Source organism: Gordonia sp. UBA7599 (genome assembly GCA_002477755.1).
Lineage (GTDB): Bacteria > Actinomycetota > Actinomycetes > Mycobacteriales > Mycobacteriaceae > Gordonia.
On record DLKD01000032.1, the window covers coordinates 29062 to 49329 of the forward strand.

A 20268-nucleotide genomic window follows, 5' to 3' on the forward strand; every position below is an offset into this window, starting at 1 on the left:
TGTTGTCGGTCAGGACAGGTCGAGCGGGTCGCGGTGTAGGACGACCTTGGTGGTGTGCGACTGGTAGGCATCCGGAGCGTCGTCCCAGTCCGCGAGCAAGGAGGTAACCCGCTCGGCAGGGAATCCGGTGGTAGCCACGAAGTCGAGGAGTGCGGGCAGCACCGGGCGCACGTTCGACACCCCGACGTGCAGCGTGGCGCTGGTGGCGTACATGTCCATCACCGGGATCTTGGTGCCGGTGTTCACGTAATAGCCGGTGCCGGTGCAGATGCCGCCCGGGCGCAGGGCCCGTAGCGCATCGCGCAGCCCCTGTGCATTCGACGACGCCTCCACCACGACGTCGTAGCGGTCGGGCACGGACCCCAAGATCGACTTCCGGCGGTTCTTGCCGATGGTGTGGGCCGAAGCACCGAACCCCTCGGCGACGTCGAGTCGGGCCTCACGATCGTCGAGGTAGTCGACCACCGAGGCACCGTGTGCGACGGCGAGCCCAGCGGCGTAGAGGCCGATGCTCTGGCCGCCGCCGCCGATGACGAGGACCTTCCCGCCGGGTCGCGATTGCAGTGGCGGCACGACGGCACGCCATGCGTCGGCGAGGTTGTCACTCGCCGCCGCCACCCGTAGCGGGTCTACCCCGTCGGGCACTTTGACGAGGTTGAAGTCGGCGAACGGGATCCGCAGGGAATCGGTCACCATGCCGCCGAAGGATCCGCAGGACGGGCCGAACCCGAACGCGGCGAGCGTCTTGCCGGGGCTCTGCGCGGTCATCGTCGAGCATTTCGCCGTCAACCCCAGACCGCATTCGTAACAGGTGCCGCACGCCATCGCCCACGGCACCACGACGATGTCGCCGACACGCAGACCCGACACCTCGGAGCCGATCGCCGTGACCTGCCCGATCGCCTCGTGCCCGATGCCGAACGGCCCTTGGAATGGGACACCACCGACGATCGAGGCCACGACGGGGTCGATCATGCCCACCTTGATCCCCGCCTGCATCGGTCGTGACACATTGCTGTGCAGCGGAAGGGTGTCACCGTCGCAGCGGCTCGCGACGAACGGCCGCACCAGTGCGTCCGACGGGTCGACGAGCGTCGGCTCCGGACGGTCCCGCCATTCCAGCTGCCCGGTGCGGACGAAGGTAAGTTCCTGCATGAGAGTGGTCCTCGCTACTATTGTATGTAGCAGAGCATAGTACCTGGAGGTCGCCCATGGGTGCCAAAACGGATACGCGGGAGCGAATGGTCGTGTCCGCCGCACTGATGCTGCGTGAGCGCGGCGTGGCCGGGACGACGGTGTCCGGCGTGTTGGAGGCGAGCGGGGCGCCGCGCGGCTCGGTCGGCTTCCACTTCCCCGGCGGGCGCGCCGAACTGCTCTCCGACGCCTTGCGTTGGGTCGGCGGTCTCGTCAGCAGCCGACTGCGAGCGGGCGTCGACGACGGGGTGCCGGCCGCCGAGCTGTTCGGCGGAATCGGTGCCTACTACAAGCAGCAACTACTCGAAAGCGACTTCACCGCCGGATGCCCCGTCGGCGCCGCTGCCCAGGAGGGCTACGGCGACGCCGACCTCGGGCCGATCATCGCCGAGATCGTCGACGAGTGGACCGGCCTCCTCGCGGAGTCGTTGACGCGCGCCGGCCGCGAAGAAACCGACGCGCACGAGACCGCATTGGCCGCGATCAGCGCGCTGGAAGGGGCCATCATGATGGCCCGCGTGACGCGCTCGACCCGGCCCGTCGACCTCGCGCTGGACCTCGTCCTACCGACTCTGGCGGCGTAGCTATTGCACCCGTTCGCCCATCACGCCGGTTCACGCACGACGCCGAAGTGGCGCACACCCCCGGGGATTCCGGTGAACTCCCGCGGGCGGGTCCAGGTCCGCAGTCCGTCGCTGCTGTCGGAGTAGAGGTAACGGCCGGTCTGGTACTCGTCGAGGAACATCCGCCAATCCCCGTCGGGAAGCTGCACAAGGGCCGGACCCTCCACGAGCGACCCCCACGCCCCTGGCGTGACGAAGGTGTACGGCCCCCGCAACGACGGCGCTGTCGCATGCTCGATGACCTTGGTGGTCTCGTTCTTGGTGAACGCGTGATAGGTCCCACCCAGTTTCACGACGGTGGTGTCGATGTGGTCCGCACGAATCCCGAGGGGCTGCGGGAAAGTCCACGACTGCAGCGACGCATCGCGAGCGGTCATCACGTACGGGACGAAGCCGCCGCCCGTCGACATGGACAGGATGACGTTCACCTTGCCGTCGTCGACGAACCATTCCGGCGCCCAGGCCTTCGTGGTGAACGGCGAGAGCGACGGCCCGTCCTTGAAACCGGCCGATCCGGAGATGAACGGCAGCGACGGCCCCTTCCCGTCGCCGGTCCCAGGAAGGAAGGCGCAGCACAGCGGGACCGGCCAATCCCTCAGATGTGTCCAGCTGACGCGATCACGGCTGCGTGCGAAGCCGATGTTCGCCCCGTTCCCCGTCGTGTAGGTGACGTAGTACCAGCCATCGGTGTGCCGGAAGATGCTGGGATCGCGGACCAAGCCGACCGGCGGACGATAGGCGGCGAGCTTGAGGACGTCGAACTCCGCCGCATCCGATGACTCGAACACGTTCATGTCGCGCGCACTGGTGTTGTTGAACGCCACCAGCGTGTACCGCCAGTCCGGTTGCGGCTCCGCGCGACTCACACCCGACGACAAGGAAAGCGCCGCTACAGCCACGACAGACGCACCGACGGCGCGCAGCGCCAACCTGGTAACTCTCATCCCAGCAGTATCAATTGCCCCATCAGTAACAGCCATAGCCTGGCGATGACTGTGCGCCTTCTGTGATTCAGGCGTAGCCGATCCGAACCCGACTCAGCCCTTCTTCACGACGCTGGACTTGAGTTGCATGCGGCCCAGTCCGGGAACGGTGGCGTCGATGTCATGGTCGCCGACACCGTCGGAGATCAGGCGGATGCCCTTGACCTTCGTCCCGGCCTTGATCACACCACCGCCGCCACCCTTGACCTTGACGGTCTTCACGACGGTGACGGTGTCGCCGTCGGCGAGCACGTTGCCCACCGCGTCCTTGATGACGCCAGCCTCATCCGACGCCGCGGCATCGTCGGCCGACCACTCGTGCCCGCACATCGGGCACACCAACAACGTGCCCTGTTCATAAGTGAACGCCTCGCTGCACTCCGGGCACGGGGGCAGTTCTGGTGAGTCATCAGGCATGTGCGTCGTCTCCTTGTGGTTGGTCGTGGGTGGCTGGTCCGTCGCTCTTGGCGGGCTGACCCCCGCTTCCGCTCATCCGGCCAAGCGCGAGGGTCGCAACCAGAGTCGCGACCAGCGCCGCGATGACCACGAGGTCGCCCGCGTGCCCCGTCCGCAGGTGCTCCTGATAGATCGTCAGGCCCAGCGCCATCGCGATGATCGGCTTGAGGACGGTGACTGCCGGGAGGCTGGTCTGCACATCGCCGGCCTGATAACTCGACTGCTGCCACAGGGTGCCCAACGTCGCGGTCACGGCCATCGCCCAGAACTCCCAGCTGCTCAGGCCGTTGAGAATGCCCTGGCCGAACGCGTCGATACCGGTCTTGGTGAACGGCGCGGAGTACCCGAGCAGCATGCCCGCTCCGATGGCCAGCACGAGCGACTTGGCCGATCCGCTCTTCATCCTGGATCCGCCGATGATGCACACGGCGACTACGGGGACGAGGATCGCGATCGGGATGATCCACGCCTTGCCCGATGGCTGCGTGATACCGGCCTCGGGCTGGCCGAGGACCATGAAGACGGTCAACGCGGCACACAGGACCACGGCCCAGAACCATTCTCTGCGGGTCAACCGCCGCTTGTGGACATACGCGGCCAGCGGAAGCGCGAAGACCAAGGTGGTGACAAGCAGCGGCTGCACCAGCAGCAGGCTGCCCACCGCCAAAGCCGCCGCCTGGACGACAAAGCCAGCGATGTCCGTGGCGATCCCGGCGAGCCACACCTTGCGCTTGACGAGACGCGCGAAGAAGCCGACGCCGGTGGATTCCACATCGGAGTCGACGCCCTTGGTGCCCTGCTCCTGCAATACCGCGGCCAGCGCAAAGAGCAGTGCAGCGGTCAGAGCAAGGACGATCGCCAATACGTTTCCCACGAGAAATAAATATCAGGCCACTCGGGCAAATGCCCGATTGGCCCCGGTGTACCAGGATCGGCTTTGTCTGCCGACTCTCGCGAGAACCTCCACGACCGGGCGTCCGGGGCTAGCGTCAGCGATACCCGCTCAGTGAGGAGCAGACATGAACGTTCACGGAACATGTGATTCCCGATTCGACGATCTGCGCGAGATCTTCACAGACAACATCGCCAGCGGCGAAGAATGCGGTGCGGCGCTGGCGATCGACGTCGACGGCGATCTCGTCGTCGACCTCTGGGGCGGTCACCGCGACGCCGCCCGCACCCTCCCGTGGGAGCGGGACACGATCGTCAACGTGTGGTCGACGACCAAGGAAGTGACGGCCTTGGCAGTGCTGCTGTTGGCCGATCGCGGACTCCTCGACCTCGACGCACCCGTCGCCACGTACTGGCCCGAGTTCGCGGCGGCGGGCAAAGAAGCAGTGACCGTCACCCATCTCATGTCGCACACCTCGGGCGTCGCCGGGTGGGACCAGCCCATCGTGACCAGCGACCTCTACGACTGGGACTTGTCCACCTCGAGACTCGCCGGCCAGGCGCCGTGGTGGGAACCGGGCACCGCGTCCGGCTACCACCTGATCAACTACGGCCACCTACTCGGCGAGGTGGTCCGGCGCGTCACCGGCAAACACCTGAAGACTTTCGTGGCCGACGAGATCGCCGGCCCGCTCGGCACCGACCTGCAGATTGGCGCCGGCCCGGCGGACGACCACCGGATCGCCGAGCTCATTCCGCCTCCGCCGCTGACTGAAATACCCCCGATGTCGCCGGATGCACCGGCATTCAAGGCCTTCACCGGACCGGCCGTCGTGGCGGAGGACGCCAACACGGTGCCCTGGCGACGCGCAGACATCGGCGGCGCCAACGGCCATTCGACGGCCCGCGCGCTCGCCCGAACGTTGTCGGTGATTGCGCGCGGGAGCGTCGGCGATCCGGCGTCGGGAACGGGACTGACCCTGTCGCCGGCGACGATCGGGCGGATCTTCGAGGAGCAAAGCCATGGGGTCGACCTGGTGCTCGGCGTCCCCCTGCGTTTCGGGATCGGCTTTGCCCTCCCCGAAACCACGTCGGTGCCCTACATCCCGGACGGTCGGATCTGCTACTGGGGCGGCTACGGAGGATCGCAGACCGTCATGGTGCCGGAGGCCAAGACCACCATCTCGTATGTGATGAACAAGATGGGTGGCGAACTCCTCGGATCGGCCCGGACCAGCGCGTACTTGACTGCGGCTTTTGCCGCGCTAAACGCGTAAGAGCACTTCGCGACCCTGTACCCAGCCAGGCACCCATCGCTAGTGCTGGCGGCGCCGAACCCCGTCGTCGATGACTCCCAGAACCGCGGCGACGGTCGTCAGGTCGGCGTCGGAGGAGGCCGGCGAAACCGCTTCGACGGAAAGCGCGTCGCGCAGCCGGCCGGCCCAGAACTCGCGGAGTCGGGCGATGTTGTCCTCGGCGAGTGGCGTTGCGTGCAGGCGCACCGACCGGCCGTCGGCGGGGTCGGGCCGCTTCTCGACCATCCCCTTGGCGACCAACGACTTCAGCGCCGCACTCAGATTGCTCCGCAGCAGCCCGGTGGCCTCCGCTGTCGCCGCGGGCGTCGTGCCGGGGGCCCGGTGAATCCACCGCATTACCGCGGCTTCCGTTCCGGTCAGCTGCACCAGTCCGTCGATACCGTCGGGCCCGTTCGGCTCCAAATCGCGTCCGATCCGCAGGATCAGTTCGGCGATCTCAGCGAGGGCTGCGTCACTATTGCTTGCCGGATCCACAGTAGTTATCATATCATAACTATATGAGTGCGACGCTGAACCCACAGAACTCCGCCGACGCGGCCACCCCCCATCGCGAGATCACCACGCCGCTGTTGCTGGTGCTGGCGCTGTTGTCGGCTGTGGCTCCCTTCGCCACTGACCTGTACCTTCCCGCCTTCCCGGAGATGACCGGTGACCTCCACACCTCGGCGACCGCCGTCCAGCTCACCCTGACGGCATTCCTGCTGGGTGTGACACTGGGACAGCTGGTCTTCGGCCCACTGTCCGACCGCTTCGGCCGCGTGAAGCCGCTCCTCGCCGGCGCCGCGCTGTGCGTCGCCGCGGGTGTTGTCGCCGCACTCGCCCCCAACGTCGGCATCCTGGTGGCGGCACGATTCGCCCAAGGCCTTGGCGGCGCGGCGGGCATGGTGATCGGCCGCGCGATCATCTCCGACCTATCGACCGGCAAGCGGGCAGCCCAGGCATTCAGCCTGATGATGATTGTCGGCGGCGTCGCACCCGTTATCGCCCCCATGGTCGGCGGCTTCCTCGTCGGACCGATCGGCTGGCGCGGCATCCTCGTCGTCGTGCTGGCGATCTCGGTGGTCATGCTTATCGCCGTCGCCGGTGTCGTCCGGGAGACCCTGCCCCGCGAGAAACGCGACGCTCACGCCGCGGAGGACGACGCCCAATCTGCGTGGACAACGCTGCGCAACCCCGCGTTCCTGGGCTACTGCTGCGCCTTCGGATTCGCCTTCGCGACGATGATGGCCTACATCGCCGCTTCGCCGTTCGTGTACCAGGACATGATCGGACTGAGCAGTGGTGGGTACGGAATCGCATTCGGTATCAACGCCTTTGCGCTGATGGTCGTCAGCGCCGTATCCGCGAAACTCGTCGCGTCACACGCAGTCGAGAGCCTGGTGGCCGTCGGCCTGTCCATCATCGGCGTCGCAACCATCGCCTTCGCCGTCCTCGCCTTCACCGGGGCACCGGCCTGGTCACTGGCCGCGCCGCTGTTCGTGATCGTGGGCGCGCTCGGCCTGGTCTTCGGCAATGCAACCGCACTGGCCATGTCCGCGGTGAGTTCCCACGCCGGCGGCGCCTCGGCGATCATCGGCGCCCTGCAGTTCGGCCTCGCGGCAATCGTCTCGCCGCTGGTGAGCATCAAGGGCGAGGACACCGCCGGACCGCTGGCCGTCGTGATGCTGTGCACCGCGGCCATCGCCGTCGCCACGTTCCTCTTCGCGCGGCACAGCGACCGCAGCGACCGGTAGATGAACCGGTCCCGTCGTCTCAGAGGAGCGGCGGGATCCGTGCGTCGATGAGGTGTGGCCCGGGTGCGGCCACTGCGGCACTGAACTGTTCGGCGAGTTCCTCGCAGGTGGTGGCGACGCTGGACGGCACCCCGAATCCGTCGGCGACCTTGGCGAAGTCCATGTCCGGATTGGCCAGGTCGAGAAGCTGCTGGGCCTTGGGGCCGCCGGTTCCGGCACCGGTTCGCATCAGCTCCAGCCGCAGAATCGCGTACGCATGGTTGTTGATCAGCACCACGGTCACGTTCAGGTTCTCCCGGGCCATCGTCCACAGTGCCGAGATGGTGTAGGCGGCGCTACCGTCGGCCTGCAGGGCGATCACGGGGCGGTCCGGGGCGGCGATCGCCGCACCGACCGACACCGGCAGCCCCTGTCCGATCGCCCCACCCGTGAGGGTGAGGACATCGTGGCGCGGAGAGCCTGCAGTCGCCGCGGGCAGCATCACCCCGGAGGTGTTGCTCTCGTCTGAGACGATGGCATTCTCCGGCAGCAGCGCGGCGACCACCTGCACCCAGTTCTGCACGGTGAGGTCACCCGTCGGCAGTTCGACGGCGGTGGGCTGCGCCAGCCGCGGCTCAACGTCGGGGGCCACCAACTCAGCGAGTTGCTCGAGCGCGGCGACCACATCGGTGTCGGGGCCGGCGAGGGTGTGCACATGCGCGCCGTCGGGCACCAGGCTGCTGGCCTTGCCCGGGTAGGCGAAGAACGACACCGGCGCACCAGTCCCTGCGACGATCAAGTGTTCGACGCCCTCGAGTTGCGCCATCGCCGCCTCGGCCAGGTAGCCGAGACGGTCCAGCGCCGGAACACCGGCGCCACGAGTGTGCCGGGCCGGGAACGTCTCCACCAAAGCGGTGGCGCCGGTGGCAGCAGCGATCCGGTCGGCCGCGCGCTGCCCCGCCTCGCCGTTGGCCGCGCCACCGATCAGCAGGACGGCGCGCTCCCCGTTGCGGAACACCTCGGCGATTGCGGCAACCGCTGACGCGTCCGGACTGGCCGGCGGCGCCGGGTCGACCGGACCGGCCGGTTCCCCACCGTCGCTCCAGGAGATGTCGGCGGGCAGGATCAGCGTCGCCACCTGTGCAGGCGTGGCCTGTGCGGCGGCCACCGCATCAGCGGCGTCGGCGCCTATGCTCGCCCCCGATCCGATGCGCCGCACCCAGCCATGGGTCCACTGCGCGAGCGCCTCGATGTCGGATTCCAATGGTGCGTCGTACTGCTTGTGGTAGGTCGCATGGTCGCCGACCACATTGACCAGCGGCACGTGAGCACGACGCGCATTGTGCAGATTGGCCAGCCCATTTCCCATGCCCGGGCCAAGGTGCAGCAGGGTCGCCGCCGGGGTACCGGCGATGCGGGCATAGCCGTCCGCCGCGCCAGTCACGACGCCTTCGAAAAGGCACAGCACGCCGCGCATCTCGGGCACGTCGTCGAGCGCGGCGACGAAATGCATCTCCGACGTTCCTGGATTGGCGAAACACACTTCCACGCCCGCATCGAGCAGGGTGAATATCAGTGCCTGAGCGCCAGTGGTCATCTGTGGTTCCTCTACTCCGCCGCTGGCAACTCACACACGAGAAGATGGAAGGCGCCGGGTCCGTCCCCGACGCGCCTATCGTCAACCCGCTCAAAGCCCGCCTCACGGATCGCCGACACCAGTTCGCTGATGGGGCGCAACCGGAATCCGTGGCGCGTGAAGGGCATCTTCGACATCTGGTCCGGATCTCCGACGCCGAGAACCAACCGCCCGCATGGGCGAAGCACCCTCGCCAACTCCCTCAGAGCGGCGGCAAGGTCGGGCACGAAGTAGATCGTGTTCGTCGAGATGATGGCGTCCAACGCTGAGTCGTCGAGGGGCAGGCTCTCCAACCGACCGGCATGCAGGCACAACCGGCCGCCGGCAATGTCGTCGGAGAACCGGTGATTCGCTTCGATGAGCATCGTCTCGGACATCTCGACGCCGTGCACAACCGCAGCGCCGCTGTCGAGCAACAGGCCGAGCCCGACGCCGCCGCCAAATCCGATGTCAGCGACTTCGGCCGTGGGTCCGCAATCTGCGACGGCAACAGCCGCGACGACTAGCGGGCGATTCCCACGGTTGAGTACGCGTCCGACAACCCGACCCGCAAACCCCGTTGGTTCGCCGAGCTGACGCGCGATCCCAGCCAGTACACGATCAGCAATCGCCATTGCCTCATTCAACCAGCCGCCGCGCAACTCCACACGCCCTGATTTCTGTGGCCAGGTTCGATTCCAGCGTTCACTGGCCGTCCTTGGCGTCAACCAACAGCTATCTCGACTTGTAGCTCGCGGATGGTCGCGCCGAGGATGCCCCGCGACAGCAACCCCTCCGCGAGCGGACCCGAGCGGTCGGCGCCGAGCGGCGGCAACAGGCGCAGGATCGACCGTTCCTCGTCGGTCAATTCCGCCACCTGCCATCGCACTTCTGCGTCGACGACCTCCGGTGCGTCGGGATGGGCCAGCGACACCGCCTTCACCGCGTACGCCGCGGCACCCAACGCGTGGGCACCCATGTGAGCCACTCCCGACGCCTGCGCGACCGACCTCGCCGCAGCCGCACCCGCCGGAGTGACTGCGGCACTCGCGGCCTTCACTGCGACGAACCTCTGCCGAATCTCCTCCTTCGCGCTGCTCCGGCCTGCGCTGTAGGCACGCGTTCGTTCGACCGCATCGTCGAGTGCGGCCGAAGCTTCAGCAGGACCGTCGAACAGGGGTCGCACCCGCTGCGCGCACGCTATCGCCCACCGAGCGACGATTCGCCGATCCGCGTCGCTGAGCGTCTGGGGCGAGGTCACTACACCATCATCGTCGATCGATCATCGACCGTTCCAGGGGTCGACGAGTTCGAGGCCGGTGCACTCGAAGTCCTTGAGGTTGCGGGTCGCAAGCGCGGCGTGGTGCACCCGACAGATCGCCGCGATCTGTGCGTCGGCGGTGCTGATCGGCAACCCGGCCGCGTCACGAACGACGAGAACCTGCGCGTACTGACGAGCCGCAGCATCGTCGAAGGCGAGAATGGACCGCCCGTCGCGATACGGTTCCACCGCCTCTTCGATCACGGCCAACAGCGTGGTCTTGCGACGACCATCCGGGAGACGACCAACTCCCGCCAATAACTCGGCGAGGGTCACGGACGTGATGGCGACATCGCCAACGAGCGAGGCGAGCCACGCGACCACGGCGGCGTCGGGTTCGCGCCGAAGGGCTTCTGAAATGACGTTGGTATCGAGGATGATCAACCGAAGTCCGCGGCTCGGGCGACGTCGCTGCGTTCCGGAATGAGAAGATCGTCGACGCTGTCGACCTCGGAAGCGGCACGCATAAGCGCAATCCCGATGTGAGGTCGACGCACCGCCGAAGAAAGGATGTCCCTGACTTCAGCCTCCATCGACCGGCCGTTCTCTTTTGCTTGCTCTGCGAGCCGCCTCTTGACGGATTCGTCTAGCCCTCGCACGACGATGGAGGCCATCGGAGACTCCTTTCCGAGATTGCTATCAAGCATGATAGCGCCGGAGTCTTCTGTCCGACCAATCATCTGATTGTGTAGGCCATACCCCGGCCACTGCCGACAAGGCCACGCATGAAGGTGCGCGCTCGTTCCAAGTAGTCAAGCGCGTACGAAAGATCGTCGCCATGAGTGGGGCCGTAGAACTTGTGCGCGTGCAGCCGGTCCGCGACCTCCTGGTCGCTGATGTCGGCAAGGTCTTTGGCGACATCGACCACCTCGGCCGGCGTCAGCACTCGCACAAACGGCAGGTGCCCCATGCCAGTTTGGGTGACCTGCCCCTCGAACATCCGAAAGGCCGGACGAGCCGGTTCCCCCTCGTTCGGTTCGGTCGCACATTGGAGGAGACTCCACGCCTTGTCGAGGTACAGCATGTCGGCCTCGGGGACCGACTGCTCGAACGTCGCGTTGATCACCCCGTACGTGTGCGGTTCGAATCCCCAAGCGTCAGCGAGCGGATCATCACTGATGACGCTGGCCGGATTGGCAACAGCTTGTTCTACGTTCTCTGCCTCGTACGCATATGCGTAATACCTGATTCCCATGGATCGAGTTTGGGGCCGGACTCAACCCCGAATCGGCCTGTTTGAGACCGTTGTGGACAACCTCGACTGGCATCCGCAGTTGTCCACACTGCCTACTTCAATCGGCAATTCTGAGTATGTAGTCGCGTTCGATGTGTTTCGTCGCGCGACCCCATTCGCTGACAGAGACTCGACGTTGATGGGCTTCGAAAGCGGCGGTAGCGGTGAACCGTTCGTCAACCTGCCAAACGCGAGGATCGTCGGTCTGCACGACGGAGAACTCAAGGCATCCCGACTCCGCTCGGGTCAACTCGGTGTGGCGCGGTAAGTGCTCCACGACGATGGCGATCTGCTCGTCGTCAGCGCAAATGAGGCGCCCGGTCAGCGAGACCTCGCCAATGCTCATTCGTCGCCAGCGTCCCGCACGGAGTAATACCGCTCCCATGCCAGCCGACGGTCCCGGTGCGGGTCGTCGACCACTCGGAAGATCTCGTCGAGGATCATCGTCGGCCTGTGCGCCGCGTCGTAGCGCGGCCACGCCGAGTCGTCGGCGGGAGATCCATCGTGCGCGAATCGCGTCCACGCGGTCATCATGGCACCGGCGAACTCCGCATCACGAGCGGTCCCGGCGGGCTGACGGCCGGTTGCCGGTGCCCCCGACCACCCCATCATGTGCGGGATCTCCTGTCCGTGCGTCGGTCCCAGCGCGCCGAATCTGCGGTCGTCCGATGTGTACTCGAACAGGTAGACCCACGTCGACGCGACCGACGAATGCGCCCCCGCGGCCACCGTCGACGGATACCAGAACAGGCGGTCGCCGCCCACCCGTGCAGCAACCGGACCATCGGGATATCCCGGATAGGCGTCGAGCAACTCCTTGCGCGCGGCATCCCCGACAAGCACCCGTTCCACCGTCTCGGGCAGCACCGCGAGTGTTTCACTCCCACTCATCTGGGCACCGAACATGAACAGCAGGCCCTCATTGTCATTCGTGCCGATCAGCAGCGGCACTTTCGCCTGCTGCCCGTCGACGATCGTCGCCATCGGCGACCCGAACAACGAGACGTCGTCCACACAGGGCCCGAATGGCATCGCGCCGGCATCCTCCTGGGCCACCCGCTGGGAAAAGGCGACCATCGCGGCCAAGATCTCATCCGCCGACGCGGCCTTCAACACGGCCGCCTCGTCCCCGGGTGCTGCTCCGAGGGTCGCAGCGAAGTCCGACGCCCAGTGCGCCAGCTCGGAGGTCCTGTTGGCCTGGGCAGGTGCCGGGGACTGGGCGATGGCCTTGTGGAACAGTCCGGCGGCGTCCAGCATGCTCATCAGCGCCATCACCGACATCGCCCCCGCCGATTCCCCGAAGATCGTGACGTTGTCCGGATCACCGCCGAATGCCGCGATATTGTCGCGCACCCACGACAAGGCGAGGATCTGGTCGTAGAGGCCGACGTTGGTGTCGAACACCGCCTCATCGCTGCTCAAGCTGCTCAGGTCGAGGAATCCGAATGCGCCGACCCGGTAATTCATGCTCACGAACACGACGTCACCGTGCTCCACCAGCCGCCGAGCGTCGTAGTTGCGCGACGCGCCGATGGTGAATGCGCCGCCGTAGATCCACACCATTACCGGGAGCGGACCGATTGCTCCGGCCGGGCGGACGACGTTGATCGTCAGGCAGTCCTCAGACCAGTCCCCTGCGTCGCCGATGCCGCCGAACGGCTGCGGCATCGGCGGCTGGACAGGCGGTGCCCCCCACGACGTGGCGAGGAATGTCTCGTCGCGAGGAGCCGCTGCAGCCGGGCGGCGAAAACGAAGCTCCCCCATCGGCGGTTGCGCGTACGGAATGCCGTACCAGGCGAGCGTCGCACCCTGGTCGACTCCGCGAACAACACCCTCCGTCGTGGTGATATCGAGTTGCCCCGACTCCGAATCGCCGTCACGCGCCATGAGTCCAACTCCCTTCCGGTAAGTCGGCTCACGGTACCAACGGCCGCTATTGCGACGCGACGAGTCGCGCGGTGTAGGTCCCGAGGCGGAACCCTTGGTGTTTGGCAGCAGCCAGCACTGCTTCGTCGGGCAGTCCGGATCCGGCGGTGTGGGCGACACCGTAAGGTGCCTGGCCGCCGCCGGCGACATTGGGCTGCGTGTAGCCGGGCGCCACCACGATCGAGCCCCAGTGGAACATCGTCTGATAGAGCGAGAGGATCGTCGCTTCGGCGCCCCCGTGCAGCGTGCCCGTACTGGTGAACGCGGTCGCGGTGCGGCCCGGCAACTCACCGGCCATCCACAACGGGCCGGTGCTGTCGAGGAACTGCTTCATCTGCGCACTCACATTGCCGAATCGAGTCGGGGTTCCCAACGCCAGACCGTCGGCCCAGCGCAGGTCGTCGTTGGTCGCCACCGGGACATCGGAGGTGGCCTCGACATGAGCACGCCATTCGGGCCGGGAGTCGATGGCCACGTCGGGCGCCGTCTCGGCCACACGCAACAGCCGGACATTCGAACCGGCATCGGCCGCTCCTTCGGCCACAGCTTGGGCGAGTCGGTAGACGTTGCCGGTCGCGGAGTAGTAGATGACGGCGATATTGCTCATGGGGTAGATGTTCCTGCCTCGTAGTGTGGGGGGCGATTGCCCTTTCAAGAACCAGACCCGCCCACGACGAGAAACGTGACGTCACGTTCGGGGGGCGGCTCGGGTCTAGGAGACGTGGAGATGTACGACGACGTCGCGGCGGAGTTTGAAACGCACCGGCCGAAGATGAAAGCCGTCGCGCGACGGCTACTCGCCTCCGACGCGGACACCGATGACGCGGTCCAAGAGGCGTGGGTGCGGCTTCAGCGCACCGACCGCGCATCGATCGACAACCTTGAGGCGTGGTTGATGACGACGGTCGGGCGGATCGGACTCAACCAGCTGCGCTCGCGCGCGACCAGGCGAGAAATGCCGTTGGATCACGTTTCCGAGTCGAGCGATCCGCTGGCGCACCCGGATCCAGAGATCGACGTGCTGCTGGCGGAGACCGTCGGTTCGGCCCTGCAGGTCGTCGTCGACACGCTGACCCCGGCCGAACGGGTCGCGTTCGTGCTGCACGACGCATTCGGTTTCCCCTACGCCGAGATCGGCCGGGTGCTGAATCGTTCGTCGGAGGCGGCCCGCCAGCTGGCCAGCCGTGGGCGTGGCCGGATCCGCCACACCGATCCCAGCGACCTTGATTCTGCGATCCCGGCCGCCGAACAGATCGTCGTCGACGCGTTCCTCTCTGCGGCGAAGGGCGGTGACCTCAACGCCTTGGTAGATGTTCTCGACCCGCAGATCGTCGAACGCATCGCGGTCGCCGGGCAACCGGTCATCGAGGTGCGCGGCGCCGAGTCAGTCGCGAGCCGGGCCCGAGAATTCTCGTCGAACTACACCGACGCACGCCCCGCAATCATCAACGGCCGGCCGGGCTGGATCGCGTACCGCGATTCAGCGGTCTACAGCGTCGGCGCGCTCGCCATCACCGACGGCCGAATCGACCGGATGGACGTCATCCTCGACCCAGCACGGCTGAGGCAGTTCCACATCAGGACACCGGCAACCGGCTCATGAGGAAGTCGATCTGGTCGCGAGGGGTCCCGCACGGCCCTTCAAGCCGACGCCGATAGGCGGTTCGGGCAGATCAGGTTTCCGCACCGGATACTCTGGACACATGGCGAGGTTCAGCCCCCTCGAGTGGCCGGTCATCCGGCAGCTGCGGTCCGGTGACAAGCTCGGGCGCGGTCCTGCAGTCGAATCGCCACGCACCAAAGCCCTCGAGTCCCGGTTGGTCTCGGCCGATCGTGTCGCTCAGAGCGTCTGTCCCTTCTGCGCTGTCGGATGCGGCCAGAAGGTGTATGTCAAGGACGAGCGTGTCATCGCCATCGAGGGTGACGAGGATTCGCCGATTTCACGGGGCCGATTGTGTCCGAAGGGCTCATCGAGCGAGCAGTTGGTCAACAGTCCCTTGCGGCAGACCAAGGTTCGCTATCGCGCACCGTATGCCACCGACTGGCAGGATCTCGACCGCGACCGCGCGATCGACATGATCGCGGATCGATTCATCCAAGCGCGCCGCGAGCACTGGCGCGACACCGATGAGCACGGGAGGCCGCTGCGGCACACCCTTGGAATCGCCTCGCTGGGCGGCGCCACGCTGGATAACGAAGAGAACTATCTGATCAAAAAGCTCTTCACCGCGGCCGGGGCCATCCAGATCGAGAATCAGGCCCGCATTTGACACTCCGCCACGGTTCCCGGTCTGGGAGCCTCGTTTGGCCGCGGTGGCGCCACCCAGTCCCTGCAGGACATGGCCAATGCCGACTGCATTGTGCTCATGGGCGGCAACATGGCGGAGGCGCACCCCGTCGGATTCCAGTGGGTCGCTGAAGCGAAGGCCCGCGGTGCACGCGTGATTCACGTCGATCCGCGTTTCACACGGACCTCAGCGGTGGTCGACAAACACATCCCGATGCGGGTGGGTTCGGACATCGTGCTGCTCGGTGGGTTGATCAACTACGTGCTGACCCATGACAAGCACTTCCACGATTACGTCGTCGCGTACACCAACGCGGCAGCTCTGATCGACGCCGATTTCGTCGGCCCCGAAGACCTCGACGGACTGTTCTCCGGCTTCGACCCGGAGACCGGAACGTATGACACGGCCAGTTGGCAGTACTCGGGCGGCCGGGACGAGACGCTCACCGATCCGCAGTCGGTGTTCCAGCTCCTCAAGCGGCACTTCGCCCGCTACACGCCGGACATGGTCGAGCAGATGTGCGGCGTCTCGGCGGCCGATTTCGACTACTTGGCGCGGTCGCTGACCGACAATTCCGGCCCCGAGCGCACCGGTTGTTTCGGGTACGCGACCGGCTGGACCCAGCACACGATGGGTGCTCAGGTGATCCGCACCGCGGGCATCCTGCAACTTCTGCTAGGCAATGTCGGACGCCCGGGCAGCGGCATCATGGCGCTGCGGGGTCACGCCAGCATCCAGGGGTCGACCGACATCCCGACCCTGTTCAATCTGCTGCCGGGATATCTGCCGATGCCGTCAGTGGGTAAACACGACACCTTCGCCGATTACGTGCGGGCGGTCACCCCGGTCACCGGAAAGGGCTACTGGGCATACGCCGACGCCTACACCGTCAGCCTGCTCAAGGCGTGGTGGGGTGATGCGGCGACCGCGGAGAACGATTGGGCCTACGACTACCTGCCCCGCCTCAACGGCCCGGCGGGGACCTACCAGACGGTCGTGAACATGCTGGAGGGCCAGGTCGACGGCTACTTCATCATCGGCCAGAACCCGGCCGTCGGTTCGGCGAACGCCCGTCAGCAGCGCCTGGCGATGGCCAAACTCAAGTGGCTCGTGGTGCGCGACCTCAACATGATCGAGAGCGCGACCTGGTGGAAGGACGGACCGGAGATCGCGTCAGGCGAACTCAAGACCGAGGAGATCGGCACCGAGGTGTTCTTCCTGCCTGCCGCGACGCACGTGGAGAAGTCGGGCAGCTTCACACAGACCCAACGCATGGTCCAGTGGCGGCACCAGGCGGTGTCGCCCCCCGGAGACGCACAGAGCGAACTGGACTTCTACCACGATCTGGGCGTACGGATCCGGGCGCGACTGGCTGATTCGGACGATCCGCGTGATCGGCCGATCTTAGATATGACCTGGGATTATCCAGTGAACGACCACGGTGACATCGACCCCGAAGCGGTGCTCGTCGAGATCAACGGGCGGTATGCGACGGGGCCCGACGCGGGCGCCCCGCTGGACTCGTACACCCAGCTCAAAGCAGACGGCTCGACCTTGGCCGGGTGCTGGATCTATACCGGCGTCGCCGCGGGCGGCGTCAATAAGGCGGCCCGCCGGGAACCGCAGGGCGGCCCCAGCGTGACCCAATCGGAGTGGGGATGGGTATGGCCGGCCGATCGCCGGATCCTCTACAACCGTGCCTCCGCCGATCGGCAGGGCCGTCCGTGGAGTGAGCGCAAGAAGTACGTCTGGTGGGACGAAGCGGCCGGCCGCTGGATCGGCGACGACATTCCCGACTTCCCGGCGACGACCCCGCCAGGGCGGCAGCCGGAGCCCGGTGCGATAGGCGCCGATGCGATCGGTGGCGACGACCCGTTCATCATGCAGTCCGACGGCAAGGGCTGGCTCTTCGCACCGAGCGGGCTGGTCGACGGTCCGCTGCCCACGCACTACGAGGCGCAGGAGTCGCCGGTACGCAATGCGCTGTACCAGCAGCAGCAGGCGCCGGCTCGCGTGATGATGCCGCGCGCGGACAATCTGGATGCGCCCAGCGCCGGCGACCCGGGGGTGGAGGTGTACCCGTACGTCTTCACGACCTACCGGCTCACCGAGCACCACACGGCTGGCGGAATGAGTCGATGGTCGCCCTATCTCGCGGAACTGCAGCCGGAAATGTTCTGTGAGATCTCACCGGCACTGGCCGCGGAGGTCGGAGTGGTCAACGAGGGCTGGGCGACGATCATCTCGCCCCGCGCGGCGATCGAGGCGCGGGTGCTGGTCACCGACCGGCTGCGGCCGCTCGACATCAACGGGCGCGCGGTCCACCAGATCGGTCTGCCGTATCACTGGGGGCAGGGCGGTGACGCCGTCGTCACCGGTGACGCGGCGAACGACCTGATCGGCGTCACGATGGACCCCAACGTGTTCATCCAGGAGTCCAAGGTCGGGTCATGTGCAATGATCGCCGGCCGGCGTCCGCGGGGTGGCGCCGCACTCGATCTGGTTCGTGAGTACCAGCGACGCGCGGGTGTCACGATGGAGACGGACAATGAGAGAGTGACTGCGACCGACGATGCCGATGGACCCCGGGTGCAGGAAGGAGACCGGCAATGGGACAGTTGACCGGCCCCACCGACCCGAGCGCCGACGCCGCCTGGCCGATACTCGAGGAGCGGCGCGGCTTCTTCACCGACACGTCGATCTGTATCGGCTGCAAAGCCTGCGAGGTGGCGTGCAAGGAGTGGAATGGCAATCCGCGCGACGGCGACCTGGAGTTCACCGGGATGTCGTACGACAATTCGGTGGCGCTGGGCGCCAGTACCTGGCGTCACGTCGCCTTCATCGAGCAGGATGCCGAGCGGATCGAGACCGCACGTGAATCCGGCGCGCGGCTCGTCGGGCTGGGAATGCCGCAGTTGCGCACGAGGGTCGACGCCGAGCCTGCCGCCGCCGAACCCACCGGGGACTCGACACCTCCGGACACGCCCGAGTTTCGCTGGCTGATGTCGTCGGACGTGTGCAAACACTGCACGCACGCCGGCTGCCTCGACGTGTGCCCGACCGGCGCGATGATGCGCACCGAGTTCGGGACCGTGGTGGTGCAGTCGGACATCTGCAACGGCTGCGGAACCTGCGTGGCGGGCTGCCCGTTCGGCGTGGTCGAGCGGCGCAGCGATGGCACCGTCGCGCCGACCACTCGCGACGGCGAGCGCAAAGGTGAGCAGCCCGCTGTGCCGAAGCGGGGCGTCGCGCAGAAGTGCACTCTCTGCTACGACCGCCTGCGCGCGAACGAGACCCCGGCCTGCGCCAAGACCTGTCCGACGACGTCGATCTCGTTCGGTGATCGGGCGGAGATGGTCGCCAAGGCGCACGACCGGGTGGCGCAGCTGCACACGGCCGGCATGACCGAAGCGCGGCTGTACGGAGCCAACGAGAACGACGGCGTGGGCGGCACCGGTTCGGTGTTCCTCCTGCTCGATGAGCCGGAGGTGTACGGACTGCCGCCGGATCCGCGGGTGCCGACAGCAGATCTGCCGACCATGTACAAGCGGGCCGGGCTCGCGGTGGCGGGAATGGCCGCCGCAGCGGCCGTCTCGTTCCTGGGTTCATCGAGGGACCGGCGCCGATGACCAGCTCCGAGTACGACCAGTTCCGGCCGCCTCGGCCCGATCGTCGAGGCGGCCGGAAGGACAAGGGCCGCAAGGGATCCGGGTGGAGCCGGGGCGCCGATCTGATGGTGCCGACAGTGGAGGTGGCCAAACTCGACGAGCACGGCTACTACGGTCGCCCGGTGGTGAAGGCACCGCCGTGGGAGTGGCCCATCGGCCTCTACCTGTTCCTCGGCGGCGTGGCCGGCGGATCTGCGGTGCTGGGGGCCGGAGCTCAGCTCACCGGCCGGGAGACCCTGCGCCGAAACACCCGTCTTGCCGGGCTGGGTGCCGCGTCGCTGGGCGCCCTTGCGCTGGTGGCGGACCTCGGCCGTCCCGAACGCTTTCTGCACATGATGCGCACCTTCAAGGTCACCTCACCGATGAGTGTCGGCTCCTGGATTCTGACGGGGTACAGCGGACTCGTCGGCGTTGCCGCCGTCGGCGAGGTGGACCGGATGACCGGCGACCGACTGCCTCTCGGTCCGTTGCGGCCGGTGCTGCGGACCGCGGAACCGATGTCCGGGCTCGGCGCCGGCCTGATGGGCGCACCGCTGGCCGCGTACACGGCGGTGCTGCTCGGGGACACCGCGATGCCGACCTGGCACGCCGCGCACCGCGATCTGCCTTTCGTCTTCGTCAGTTCGGCGAGCCTGGCCGCGGGCGGGTTGGGCATGATCACCACCCCGGTCGAAGACGCCGGGCCGGCGCGGGCGCTGGCCGTGATCGGCTCGGCGTGCGAACTGGCGGCCACCGAGTTGATGGAGCACTCCATGGATCCGGTGGCGGCCGAACCGCTGCACCAGGGCACGCCCGGCAAGCTGCTGGAGTGGAGCAAGCGGCTGGTCGCGATCGGCGGCCTGGCGGCGTTGGTCGGCGGCCGCAACCGGACGGTCGCCGCACTGTCGGGTGTCACGTTGCTGACCGCCTCGGCGCTGACCCGGTTCGGTGTGCTGCACGCCGGCATTCACGCCGCCAACGACCCCCGCTACACGGTGGTGCCGCAGAAGAACCGGCTCGCCAAGCGCCGCGCCGAAGGAATCGTGGACGACTCGATCACCA

Annotated in this window: 21 protein-coding genes; 7 read left to right on the forward strand and 14 right to left on the reverse strand. The window is 66.9% G+C overall.

Annotated features, from left to right (window positions below):
* Positions 1-9: 9 nt before the first annotated feature.
* A complete protein-coding gene (locus B4L26_RS03375) occupies positions 10-1155 on the reverse strand; it encodes a zinc-dependent alcohol dehydrogenase (protein WP_290715829.1) in 1146 nt (381 codons plus the stop codon).
* 56 nt (positions 1156-1211) lie between these two features.
* On the opposite strand from B4L26_RS03375, the gene B4L26_RS03380 reads away from it, so the two are divergent.
* A complete protein-coding gene (locus B4L26_RS03380; protein WP_290715830.1) occupies positions 1212-1778 on the forward strand; it encodes a TetR/AcrR family transcriptional regulator in 567 nt (188 codons plus the stop codon).
* A 20-nt stretch (positions 1779-1798) separates the two neighbouring features.
* Here the strand turns inward: B4L26_RS03380 and B4L26_RS03385 are convergent, their stop codons facing one another.
* The 3 genes from B4L26_RS03385 to B4L26_RS03395 form a co-directional block, all read right to left on the reverse strand.
* Entirely contained in the window at positions 1799-2761 is a 963-nt protein-coding gene (locus B4L26_RS03385) for an arabinofuranosidase (protein WP_290715832.1), read from the reverse strand.
* Positions 2762-2854: 93 nt separating this feature from the next.
* Complete coding sequence (locus tag B4L26_RS03390; RefSeq protein WP_290715834.1) at positions 2855-3217, reverse strand: zinc ribbon domain-containing protein YjdM; 363 nt, start codon at positions 3215-3217, stop codon at positions 2855-2857.
* Positions 3210-4130, reverse strand: a complete 921-nt coding sequence (locus B4L26_RS03395; protein WP_290715837.1) for a DMT family transporter — start codon at positions 4128-4130, stop codon at positions 3210-3212. The genes B4L26_RS03390 and B4L26_RS03395 overlap by 8 nt, the downstream gene beginning before the upstream one ends.
* A gap of 145 nt (positions 4131-4275) precedes the next feature.
* On the opposite strand from B4L26_RS03395, the gene B4L26_RS03400 reads away from it, so the two are divergent.
* Complete coding sequence (locus tag B4L26_RS03400) at positions 4276-5424, forward strand: serine hydrolase domain-containing protein (RefSeq protein ID WP_290715840.1); 1149 nt, start codon at positions 4276-4278, stop codon at positions 5422-5424.
* 39 nt (positions 5425-5463) lie between these two features.
* On the opposite strand, the gene B4L26_RS03405 is transcribed toward B4L26_RS03400, so the two are convergent.
* A complete protein-coding gene (locus B4L26_RS03405; protein ID WP_290715842.1) occupies positions 5464-5949 on the reverse strand; it encodes a MarR family winged helix-turn-helix transcriptional regulator in 486 nt (161 codons plus the stop codon).
* Positions 5950-5960: 11 nt separating this feature from the next.
* On the opposite strand from B4L26_RS03405, the gene B4L26_RS03410 reads away from it, so the two are divergent.
* Positions 5961-7196: a multidrug effflux MFS transporter gene (locus B4L26_RS03410; RefSeq protein WP_290715844.1), complete on the forward strand. Its 1236-nt coding sequence runs from the start codon at positions 5961-5963 to the stop codon at positions 7194-7196.
* A gap of 19 nt (positions 7197-7215) precedes the next feature.
* On the opposite strand, the gene B4L26_RS03415 is transcribed toward B4L26_RS03410, so the two are convergent.
* The 9 genes from B4L26_RS03415 to wrbA form a co-directional block, all read right to left on the reverse strand.
* Complete coding sequence (locus B4L26_RS03415) at positions 7216-8772, reverse strand: acetolactate synthase large subunit (protein WP_290715846.1); 1557 nt, start codon at positions 8770-8772, stop codon at positions 7216-7218.
* Between the two features lie 11 nt (positions 8773-8783).
* Entirely contained in the window at positions 8784-9425 is a 642-nt protein-coding gene (locus tag B4L26_RS03420; protein ID WP_290715848.1) for a class I SAM-dependent methyltransferase, read from the reverse strand.
* Between the two features lie 89 nt (positions 9426-9514).
* Positions 9515-10051, reverse strand: coding sequence for a putative immunity protein (locus B4L26_RS19060; protein WP_299490394.1), 537 nt, complete (start codon positions 10049-10051; stop codon positions 9515-9517).
* 21 nt (positions 10052-10072) lie between these two features.
* Entirely contained in the window at positions 10073-10495 is a 423-nt protein-coding gene (locus B4L26_RS03430; protein WP_290715853.1) for a type II toxin-antitoxin system VapC family toxin, read from the reverse strand.
* Positions 10492-10725, reverse strand: a complete 234-nt coding sequence (locus tag B4L26_RS03435) for a FitA-like ribbon-helix-helix domain-containing protein (RefSeq protein ID WP_290715855.1) — start codon at positions 10723-10725, stop codon at positions 10492-10494. Before B4L26_RS03435 ends, B4L26_RS03430 begins: the two co-directional genes overlap by 4 nt.
* A 62-nt stretch (positions 10726-10787) precedes the next feature.
* The gene (locus B4L26_RS03440) at positions 10788-11306 is read right to left on the reverse strand and encodes a DUF1877 family protein (RefSeq protein WP_290715857.1); all 519 of its coding nucleotides are present in this window, start codon (positions 11304-11306) and stop codon (positions 10788-10790) included.
* A gap of 97 nt (positions 11307-11403) precedes the next feature.
* A complete protein-coding gene (locus B4L26_RS03445; RefSeq protein ID WP_290715859.1) occupies positions 11404-11691 on the reverse strand; it encodes a putative quinol monooxygenase in 288 nt (95 codons plus the stop codon).
* Positions 11688-13232, reverse strand: a complete 1545-nt coding sequence (locus B4L26_RS03450) for a carboxylesterase/lipase family protein (protein ID WP_290715861.1) — start codon at positions 13230-13232, stop codon at positions 11688-11690. Before B4L26_RS03450 ends, B4L26_RS03445 begins: the two co-directional genes overlap by 4 nt.
* A gap of 46 nt (positions 13233-13278) precedes the next feature.
* Positions 13279-13878: an NAD(P)H:quinone oxidoreductase gene (wrbA, locus tag B4L26_RS03455; protein ID WP_290715863.1), complete on the reverse strand. Its 600-nt coding sequence runs from the start codon at positions 13876-13878 to the stop codon at positions 13279-13281.
* Positions 13879-13998: 120 nt separating this feature from the next.
* On the opposite strand from wrbA, the gene B4L26_RS03460 reads away from it, so the two are divergent.
* The 4 genes from B4L26_RS03460 to nrfD all read left to right on the forward strand — a co-directional run.
* The gene (locus B4L26_RS03460; RefSeq protein ID WP_290715864.1) at positions 13999-14874 is read left to right on the forward strand and encodes a sigma-70 family RNA polymerase sigma factor; all 876 of its coding nucleotides are present in this window, start codon (positions 13999-14001) and stop codon (positions 14872-14874) included.
* Between the two features lie 100 nt (positions 14875-14974).
* Positions 14975-18181: a formate dehydrogenase-N subunit alpha gene (gene fdnG / locus B4L26_RS03465; RefSeq protein WP_290715867.1), complete on the forward strand. Its 3207-nt coding sequence runs from the start codon at positions 14975-14977 to the stop codon at positions 18179-18181.
* Positions 18169-19188 (forward strand): 4Fe-4S dicluster domain-containing protein, encoded by a 1020-nt coding sequence (locus B4L26_RS03470; RefSeq protein ID WP_290715869.1) that lies wholly within the window; start codon positions 18169-18171, stop codon positions 19186-19188. Before fdnG ends, B4L26_RS03470 begins: the two co-directional genes overlap by 13 nt.
* Positions 19185-20268 (forward strand): NrfD/PsrC family molybdoenzyme membrane anchor subunit (nrfD, locus tag B4L26_RS03475; RefSeq protein ID WP_290715872.1); only part of this gene is annotated, 1084 nt, incomplete at its 3' end. The genes B4L26_RS03470 and nrfD, both read left to right, overlap by 4 nt.